At 39.5% G+C, this 9,698-nt stretch carries 8 protein-coding genes and 2 pseudogenes; 5 read left to right on the top strand and 5 right to left on the bottom strand.

The genetic code is table 11. The features are described from left to right. Positions 1–189: 189 nt before the first annotated feature. Positions 190–530: pseudogene (locus tag H6G96_RS42080) on the top strand (transposase); the annotation flags it as partial. A gap of 70 nt (positions 531–600) precedes the next feature. Then, positions 601–900, top strand: a complete 300-nt coding sequence (locus tag H6G96_RS39085) for a hypothetical protein (RefSeq protein ID WP_190919841.1) — start codon at positions 601–603, stop codon at positions 898–900. A 718-nt stretch (positions 901–1,618) separates the two neighbouring features. Here H6G96_RS39085 and H6G96_RS39095 read toward each other — a convergent pair. Then, positions 1,619–2,440: a VCBS repeat-containing protein gene (locus H6G96_RS39095; RefSeq protein WP_190919845.1), complete on the bottom strand. Its 822-nt coding sequence runs from the start codon at positions 2,438–2,440 to the stop codon at positions 1,619–1,621. A gap of 404 nt (positions 2,441–2,844) precedes the next feature. Here H6G96_RS39095 and H6G96_RS39100 point away from each other — a divergent pair, with 404 nt between their 5' ends. After that, entirely contained in the window at positions 2,845–3,306 is a 462-nt protein-coding gene (locus H6G96_RS39100) for a hypothetical protein (RefSeq protein WP_190919846.1), read from the top strand. Between the two features lie 46 nt (positions 3,307–3,352). Here H6G96_RS39100 and H6G96_RS39105 read toward each other — a convergent pair. Continuing rightward, positions 3,353–3,950: pseudogene (locus H6G96_RS39105) on the bottom strand (hypothetical protein). 1,432 nt (positions 3,951–5,382) lie between these two features. Continuing rightward, a complete protein-coding gene (locus H6G96_RS39110) occupies positions 5,383–5,916 on the bottom strand; it encodes a hypothetical protein (protein WP_190919848.1) in 534 nt (177 codons plus the stop codon). 448 nt (positions 5,917–6,364) lie between these two features. On the opposite strand from H6G96_RS39110, the gene H6G96_RS39115 reads away from it, so the two are divergent. Both H6G96_RS39115 and H6G96_RS39120 read left to right on the top strand, forming a co-directional pair. Further along, positions 6,365–6,832 (top strand): hypothetical protein, encoded by a 468-nt coding sequence (locus tag H6G96_RS39115; RefSeq protein ID WP_190919856.1) that lies wholly within the window; start codon positions 6,365–6,367, stop codon positions 6,830–6,832. A gap of 467 nt (positions 6,833–7,299) precedes the next feature. Then, positions 7,300–8,061 (top strand): DUF6748 domain-containing protein, encoded by a 762-nt coding sequence (locus H6G96_RS39120; RefSeq protein WP_190919850.1) that lies wholly within the window; start codon positions 7,300–7,302, stop codon positions 8,059–8,061. Between the two features lie 216 nt (positions 8,062–8,277). Here the strand turns inward: H6G96_RS39120 and H6G96_RS39125 are convergent, their stop codons facing one another. Beyond that, positions 8,278–8,847 (bottom strand): hypothetical protein, encoded by a 570-nt coding sequence (locus tag H6G96_RS39125; protein ID WP_190919852.1) that lies wholly within the window; start codon positions 8,845–8,847, stop codon positions 8,278–8,280. Between the two features lie 510 nt (positions 8,848–9,357). After that, positions 9,358–9,561 (bottom strand): hypothetical protein, encoded by a 204-nt coding sequence (locus tag H6G96_RS39130; RefSeq protein ID WP_206757698.1) that lies wholly within the window; start codon positions 9,559–9,561, stop codon positions 9,358–9,360. Positions 9,562–9,698: the final 137 nt, after the last annotated feature.

The raw sequence follows: 9,698 nt of genomic DNA on the forward strand, positions 1-9,698 counted from the left end.
TTGATTTGAGAGCAGGTGGATTCTTAGAAGAGTTGAAACCCGATGCCATAGTACTGACCCTGATCTAAAATAGACGCTTTACTTATTAGCGTACTACTTAACATATTTAATACTCAAATTTGATTCTCTCTCCATCTCTTGGTTAAATATTCTGTATCTTTACCTACGATTTTATATGCGCTTACCCTGCTATTTCGGGTTTCTGTTTCTACCAACAGAACGGATTATATCGCCACTAACGATTTATCTCAAAGTTCCACGGATGTTGTACTGTCTTGTGTGTAAAATTCGTTGGAACATCGAGGAGTAACACCTTCTAGATTAAACAATTAACTGGCATTGAATATTGTCAATGTCGGAAAGCTAGGCTTCAAAGAAATCATATTGCTTGTGCAATGTTGGTTTGGATTAGATTAAAGAATTTAGCCTATCAAACTGGCCAAACTGTTTATCAAATCAAGCATAATTTGCTGTCTAATTATTTAATTCAGCAACTAAAACGCCCAAGTATTCCTATGTGCTTGGTTTGATTTAAATTGTTGCGTGGCGGGGTGTAGCCCCGCCCGCTATTTGTGCTAGTTGCGTAAGTCCTGATTATGTATGTCACATTTCCTAGACAGTGTTCAAGAAATAGAACTTTCGGTTATTGAATGTAAAGATGTTAATTTCTGGGAAAAGAAAGTCAATGAATATACTTTGAAAAAAGAAAATTTTCGTACAAACTTTCCTTGCCCTGATTCTCATTGCGAAACGGTTTCTATATTGGATAAAATTTCACAATTGATTGCAGCTAAAACAAAAGAAGACAAATTTTTAATTAAGTGTCCTGGTAAAGACGAAATTGGACGTACTTGTATTGCGGGTTTAAAATTTACAGTTAAAATTTCTTATGTTGATTGATTCATCATTAATCATAATGTAACTGTATTAGTGTTACTAAAAGGTTGGTTAGTTTTGAATACCATACTTTTGAAACATTACAAACGCTTGGTAACATACACGTTCCAACATTTGTTTGCTTGCTTCAGATTCGACTTTAACCACTATTTGTGTTTCTTTTCCGTTTTGACTAGACCTCTTGCAAAAGTGTTTTTTGCAAGAGGGGGAAAAGGGTAAAGGTTAAAGGGGAAGGGAACAATACCAGGGCAAACGCATCTAAATTACTCTTGATCACAACGAAGCTTAAGAACCAATGAAAAAATCTTTCCTTTCGCGCTTGATTATTTTTTAAGCCCCAAAGCGATGCCTGCGGCGGGCTTTGCCTACGCCTAAAGTTTTCGTAATAAGCAAAAGTTAATGACATTATTTTTAGGTCTATTGAGAATAGACCTTGCTTATTGCCATGATGCGGCCGCCCTGGGGTTAGCGTGTCTCAAGCCCTATTGACAAGCGGACTTGCTTGATGGGTAATGGAGTTTGAAAGAAAGTGGTACTATCCGAGCCAGGGTAAGACTAATCCATCTAGCCCATCTTATTAGGGTTCATTTTTCCTTCAGATCCAAATCATATTTTGGTTCGTGATGCCATTTATTCTTTACTGCAAGAACTGTTAATTTTTCATCCCTCGTTTTGCACGCTTCTCTTTACCTAAAAGATTGACCGCAATTTGTTATATACATCATTTTAACCATCTTCCTGGAAAGTAGTCAGTAAAGTTAAACCCATTTCCTACTTTCTTTCCTCCACCTGCATTGTAGAACGTGCCATTTTTAAATGGATATAATAGCAAATCTCCATTGCTCTTTCTGACAATCAAACCTGGAATTCCGTCTCCAGTCCAGTCAGCAACTAAGTAGTCAGTAAAGTTAAACCCATTTCCTACTTTCTTTCCTCCGCCTGCATTGTAGAACGTGCCATTTTTAAATGGATATAATAGTAGGTCTCCATCGCTCTTTCTGACAATCAAGTCTGGAATTTTGTCTCCAGTCCAGTCAGCAACTAAATAGTTAGTAAAGTTAAACCCATTTCCTACTTTACCTGCATAGTAGGACGTGCCATTTTTAATTTGATATAATAGTAGGTCTCCACTGCTATTTCTGGCGATCACGTCTATAATTCCGTCTCCAGTCCAGTCAGCACCGAAGTAGTCAGTAAAGGTGTAGAACCCACTCGCGATTTTTTTTCCTCCACCTGCATTGTAGAATGTACCATTTTTGAATGGATATAATAGTAGGTCTCCATTGCTCTTTATGACAATCAAGTCTGAAATTTTGTCACCAGTAACGTCAAAAACTGAGTAGTCAGTAAAGTTAAACCCATTCCCGACTTTTTTTCCTCCACCTGCATTGTAGAATGTACCATTTTTGAATGGATATAATAGCAAATCTCCATTGCTCTTTCTAACAATCAGGTCTGCTGCGCGTGTAGCTGCTTCGGACGATATAATTATTGAAATAGCGATACTAACTGTAAGAATTGCTTGTTTGAAAAAGTTTTTCATAATGTTCCTCAAATTTTGCGTTGTGTCTCTTTAAAATCACTTTAAGTAAACTTTTTGTTTCCCAGCTTTTAGCCCACATTCTGTAAGTGTGATTGTAAATGCTACATTTTAGATATATAACAGCATTACTATTAGATATACAGGAATCTTAAATGATATGTGCATAACTTTAAGTAATGTAATAAAGTATTGAGCTGAGATAGGTGTAAGTGCGATTCGTTCTGGAGAAACCCATAATCTGGGGGAATTCCAGGCTTCAGTAGAGTAACTCCGCCAGGAGTTGAGTCCGCACTTTAATCGCTTTATCAGTTTCATTTTTATTAATTTTTTGCCTCCGCAAAATTTTAGATATTAAAAATCTCATAATATTTCTTAACAATATTTGAATATTTCAAGGTAAAGTAATGCTCAATATATATCTAGAACGACTTCTTTACGCAGTACAAATAGATTTTCAAACAGAGGTTACTAAGATTACTGGGCAAGTTTTTAGCGACACTCAGTTCCAATTATCGGCTCGAAAAATTGGCAAGGTTCATGCAGCTTTAGTTGTACCACAAATTTATTTGAAATCATTACATAAAGATTATGAAAGCATTGTTGATAATAATTTAGCTATTACTTTTAAAAGTCAAAACCGTGCTGTAGGAAATTTTCAAGTAAATTATTTACCTAAAATAAATATATTAACTATATCTGGGTACTACAAAGAGGGCACGGCTTATCTATGTTATTCTCCAGCTAGGAATCCTGATTGGTACAATGGCAAAGGTTATAAAATAGTTCGCCCTGATTGTATTGGAGAAAAATTTAAGTTGTTAGCGAACAAATTTTATCCATTTTTTGAAGAATTTTTTGCAGTTTAATCAAAATTAAACCCATTGTCAGGATGGCTATAGCTGACTTTTCCCGTTAAGTTTCTTTTGCAAGCTGCCACCCCTCACAGAGGTCGTGCAATTTTAACCAGCCTCGCCACAGTACTTGGATACCAATAGGGGTTTTATGTCGATGTTCTAAGTAGCCCCCTAAACGAGCGATGCCTGCGGCGGGCTGCGCCAACGCTTGCACAGCCCAACCAACGGTTAATGTCTTGGGTAGTTTTGGCGATTTAGCTTTCAAAATGCGAATTTGTTGGGGATTGAGGATAACAATTGCGTCGGCGGTTGGCTGAGTGCGGTGTAGATAAGTCAACTGCAACAATTCCACAGCAATTACACTCAAAAAACCAAGTAAAGTCTTGATCCCATCAGCAGCAAGCCTGTATCGTTCTACTTGACACCCTGATTTTAAAACTTTGTGATATTCTTCTACTCGCCAACGGTAACAATACCAACGTAAAATCGTAGAGGCCATTTGGATATCTGCAACAATTTTGCAATATTAAGCCGTTACCTCCTTTCCCAATTGGGCCGTAACCTTCTTTTTTAGCCTCAATACTGCCATAATCAAGAAAAGTTGTGTCTCCGACGCACAGCATTACATCGCTTTCTGCAACAGTCTCCGCCGTCATTTGACAGTGCGGCTCAATCACGCTTGGAAATTGCACTTTTGGGTTGGCAAAAACTCATAGGCTCTTTTGAGTACTGTTCCATTGCTGAAGATTTCTGACAGCCCTTTCCCAAATCCAAGGCTTAAAGCATAGCCTATCGACATTGCACGCTCATTTAATCGGCGGTAAGCGAAGCCATGCCGTCAGGCTTATCACCCAGTTCTAGAGTTGCAAAATTTTTCTCCCACCAGTCCAGCATTGCTTGTCACCTTTAGCACTCGATTGCAATTACTTTACCCTATTTGCTGTGCTGTTTCTTAAATCCTTTACTAGTATGCCTTTCAAGACTTAACGGGAAAAGTCAGGATAAATTCCTGTCCGTTGTCATAAAATATGTCTGCAACCAGTTGATTACGCTCGTCGTAACCCTACATATCCACTGCTGCCCTCCACCAGCGCTTTCCTCTTGAGAGTAACTGTTCAAGTTCTAAATACTCCGGTTTCCAGTATTTGGTACGCCATTGATTTGCCAGCGCCTCAATTAGTATCGCTGTCGGGTAGATCGGCTTTAGGTTTTCTTCGAGCCAGAGTATATAAACGATTGCGCTCCTGAAAGCATCTTCTAAACAATAGCTGGATGCTTCTAGAGTGTCTTGGAGTTGCTCGTTATTAAAATTTACGCCGAGCGATGTCTACGACGGGCTACGCCTACGCAGGGCTGGGGCATACAAATCAGATAACTCTTGTTCTACTGAATCGGCAGACCAGAACCACATAAGAAAAAGAAAACTCCTACTGGGTGGCTAAATAAAATTTAGCATTTAGCGTGGGAAGTTTTGATGTGAGGACAAGTAGCGATCGCTAATTAAACACCAAGGCAAGTAGAACAGGATCACTCTGCTATGTTGTTGGTTGAAAATTGAGCTTTAGGTGGAGAAATAAAAGCAGTTGATGAGGGTGAAAGTCCCGCCGCGCCTGTGCTAAATGCTGAAAAATAGTCACATGAAGCGATAGTTGCGCGGTCAAATGTATGACCGAAGCGGATGCAGAAACTGAAAGTTGTCGCGAATTCAGCGCAGAATCCCAATACGGTTCAGTTAAGCCTCAAAGTCAGGTAAATTAGGGATTAGTCCCAAGTACGAAAACTTAATATGATGGATCTTAAATGTTTTTCATTCGTGTTTTAAAAAATACAAAGTAATGAATTACTAAAAGCGATTGAGACAGGCATACCTGCAACAGCAATTGAGAAAGCAATCGTCACAAGTAAAGCTAAAGAACAAATAAATTGTTCTTTACCCTTGGGATAACGCTCCTTCGTTAATAATGAGATGTTGAGGTTATTTGCGGTGATTTATGAGTGTATGGCGCAATAAGTTCATTAATTGGGTCAAGTCCCAGTCTAACAAGCAGAAAATACTAATCGGTATCGTTGTTACGTTAGTGGCGATCGCTATTCTTTAGTAAGGAAAAGATTAAGAGTGTTTAGGATCTCAACAACCGCACGAGCATCTTCACGAGCATTAGATTTTATTGGTGAGTAGGTCTGAGGGAACAAGCAGTTGCTAGCCAAGCTAAAAACAGGCCGCATCTGACTACTGATTATTCTGGTATTCTGGTAGGTTAAATAACGTGCTTCGAGGACAATACCCCTAGCTGGTCCACCAAGTCGACAAACAAACTTTCCAATCTCTTTCTGTTGTATTCCGCCGGATAAAATGTCATAACTGAAGCTTCGCCGCAGACCTTCTAATCTGCCGTAAATACTATCGGGTACTTTGATGAGTTGACCATCAATAGAGAGAGAGAATTGGTCATCAATTGCCGATGAATTAGGATCGATGTCATTTCCATAAAACTTAATTTCTTTTGTCACCGTGTTGTCAGATTTATACTTAAGATTTAAGAGCAATATTTGTTCAGCCAAGGTCATGTTTGGGAACAGTACCAGAGCTAATACCACAAATACCCTTATAAGTGTCTTCATTAATTTACCTCTGCTATTTCAACAATCTTTTATATTAAAGTACCTACCGAGGGTAAATGAGCGTTGAAACAGAAACCTAATCTAAAGCTAAAATCCTTTCTGCACAGACAGTCCGATCATTCGCCTGTAAGAAAAGTTTTCTATTTTGCGCCGATTTTTGTAATCTCTAGTAATTACCCTATAATTGCTCTAGCCTATTGAAGAGATCCTCTTAAATAAACTTGATTAACCGTAATAATGAGCAAAACATGGCATGTTTCAAAAACAGCCTTTTTTAGGTCAGGAGTTACGCTGTTGAGAAAAAAGGGTAGGTGGGGTAGAAACAAAGCATGAACCCACAGAAGGTCAACGAGTACTGCTGTCTTCCACCAACGCTTTCCTCTTGAGAGCAACTGTTCAAGTTCTAAATACTCCGGCTTCCAATACTTGATGCGCCATTGATTTGCCAGTGCCTCAACAGGATTGTAGTGTTGAATCGGAAAACTGTCATGTTCACGTAGCGTCTCGTAGAGAAGATACTTGTTCCGCCGCGCCCGTTGCCCAAAATGAAGAATCTTTAAATTCTGCGATGCCTGCGGCGGGCGTAGCCATCGCTAATCAAACTCAGGGGCAGGTAGAACAGGGTCAATCTGCTTCGTTGTCGGGAGAAAATTCAGTTTCGGGTGTTGAAGTCAAAGCAAATCATGAGGGTGAAAGTTCCGCCGTGTCCGTGCCAATTCCTGAAAAATGGTCGCATGAGGCGATTGTTGCGAGGTCAAATATGCGACCGGAGCGTATGAAGAAACTGAAAGTTGCGGCGAATTCGGGGCATAATCCGGGGTTTGACTTTTTGCAGGAGTGTTGGAATGATGATCCTGCGTTGCGGATTGTGATCAAGAAGTTACTGGCAAAGTTCTCACAGTGGAGTATCGTTTAGAAATGTTGTAAAGTAATCAAAACACTTACTTTGCTAATGAAATGACTGCTGGGGTAAGCGTACCTTGTGGTATGGAATATGCGGCTTATTTAGTGGAACGCTTCTTTTAAGAGTGGACATACTTCCTGCAATTGAATTGAGGAAGTGTCGCAATTGTAGCAGGAGTACTGGACGGCTGACCCTTATGGTTCCCTCTGACTTCTGCTTTGGGGCACAGTACTTTTATCTCTGCGAAAAAAATTCTGTCTGATGGCCTTTAGTAGCAGTTCTGAATTCCCACTGGTTGCATTCTGACGGATCTATTCACAATAGCTGAATTCTTCTTCAATCATTCTGAAAATTGTAACAATTCGCTAAAAAATTTACATAGATTATAGTGGTATAATTTTTTGGTATTTGGCAGCAATTTTCTCACACTTTTACTTTTAACAAAAGTATTGAACCCTTAAAAAAAATTTAAAGCTCCCATGAACAAAATATCATTTAACTACAAATACTCAACTATTCCCCTATTAGGTGCAATAATAGTTAGCAACGGATTTTTCTCCACAGTATCTGCTCAAAACATTTCTACTCCAGGCACTACTGATTCTGTTGCCGTTACTGTAGAAAATCAAGAGTTTCCCCAATGGGGATATTACACAGTGCGAAGAGATTTTCGCAAATGTGCTTTTCCAATATGCGGTGGATATTTCATCAAGCAGGTAAACTTGAAAGCTACTCCTTGCTTAGATGGTGTTTTTCGCTCTGAATGTTATGTGTCTGCAATTGATTGGAGTTCACTGAAAGTCCCACCTTCCCAACTGGTAAAAATTCAAAATGATGATGGTAGCCGTGTGCTTCTCAGAGGTAATATCGTTCCAGTAACATTTCCTCGATTCGGTGAATTTGGGAATTTGAGAGTGAAAGAAGCTTTCTATGCCGCGACAAATGTCCCAGCAAAAGGTACTTTTGTGGCACTAAAAGACAATGGCATTCGTTGCATCATAACTCCTTGCTTTTCTACAGATAATCTGGTTCTAAATAAGCCAAATATTTCTCAAGTTTCGTCAATTGATTTGAGTCAAACGCGTGCAACGCAAAAGCAACTTGACGCAGCAACAAACGAAATTTTTGATCAAGGTTTGATTGCTGTAGGTAAAACTGAGGTAGTAGAAAACGTAGATCCAACCAAGAGAGATACTAAGTTTGTGGCTACACAATTTTATCTGAGAGTGGAACCGAACTAAAGAAATAAGGTTATCTTTGCCACTGGCTCATCCTAAAACTGTGCTATCGCCCATAGCAGTATGAATGGGGAAAGCTCAACTAAAATCAGAGCCAGAGGGCAGGTGTGGGCAGAAGTTTGAGGGGAAGAATACTATTTATTGCATAGCGTTATAAAAGATCAGCCTTCTCTACCCAATCAGAAAACCCATAACTGATTGGGCAGAAATTTTTCAACTTTAACTGGCTAAAGATTTACCAGTTCTAGATAATAACTTACCTAGTCTCTGAAGCGGGCCTTTAAAGCCTCTTTTTGCTTCTTGTCCTACAGTAGTTGTCTGTCCTCCTAGCTTTTCTAAGATAGGGCTAATGTCGGATGGTTTAGGATTTTTGTGCTTCAAGACTTGTTTGAGTTGTTTCAACTCATTAGCAATCTCTTGTAAAGTTTCGCAATCTGATTTGTGCAGCAAATTGTACCACTTGTCGATAGAGCCTAATGCTACGTCAGTCTCAACTTGAGTTAAATCTTCTTCAAAAGTTTCGATCACCGAGTCGATTTCTTCAATCTCTTCATGCTCTTCAGCTTTACCTAAAAAGTTACCGACTTTAGTTAATTGTTTGCCTAATCTCCGCACAGGAGTTCTAATATCTTTTTCTGCATCAGATGCAAAGTTAGCTGTTTGCTCGCCGATTTCTATCAGCACTTCGCTAATTTCATGTCCGGTAGCCTTATTGCTCTTAAGGTACTGTTTAAGTTGTTTTAATTGATTAGCAATTTCTTTGACTTCTGGTTCTTTAGCCTTGTGCAAGAAGTTATACCATTCATCAATTAAGCTGGTAGCATCTTCACTTGATAATGTAGATAAATCTCCACTTAGAGTAGATTGTAATTCTTCTAGCTTTTGCTGCCAATCATCATTGATTTTTGCATCTGCTCCATTTGTTTGAGATGCTTTGTTAGTAGCTTCTTGATTACTTGCACTGTGCTTGCTTTGATTTTCTGTTTTGCTTGTCGTGAGGGAATTCAGTTCCTGTAATTAACAAAAATTTAAGTATCATTTTAAAAAACTAGTTCTGTAATTCCCTCGTCCTTAAGTGCAATATTAAATACTAAATATTTAAATCATTTGACAGATGGCTTTTAGGTACTGACTGACTACTTGTTTACATGGCGCAGGCAACCAAAGCCCCGAACAAACAAGTGAAACAAGCCTTAGACAAGGCAATTGACTTGCGTCCGTCGTTCGCGTAGCGTCTCCGACACCAGAAGGAGAAGACGTTGGTGCAGCCATCGCTTGCAGCAGAACCCCCAAGAATGTTTACGGCTCATGGGCATGGCGTTGAAGAATCTCGCTAGTGCGATGAACAATACCCAAGCACTGATAACTCTGGGGATTGAGCCAACACCAATTGCGATGGTCATCCGCCTTCGGCGGATTCTCAAGTTGTCCAGACCGGAGCGTATGCAGAAACTCAAGCTTGCGGCGAATTCGGGGCAGAATCCGGGGTTTGACTTCTTGCAAGAGTGTTGGAATGATGATCTGGCGCTTGTGATAATGATCAAGAAACTGCTGGTGAAGTAGGAGGAGTAATTTATTCGTTGAAAGTCCCCAGAACAAAGTAGGGTTGGGTTAAACTCAATGTGCCTGGGGAAATACCT

Source organism: Nostoc sp. FACHB-892 (genome assembly GCF_014698795.1).
Classification (GTDB): domain Bacteria; phylum Cyanobacteriota; class Cyanobacteriia; order Cyanobacteriales; family Nostocaceae; genus Nostoc.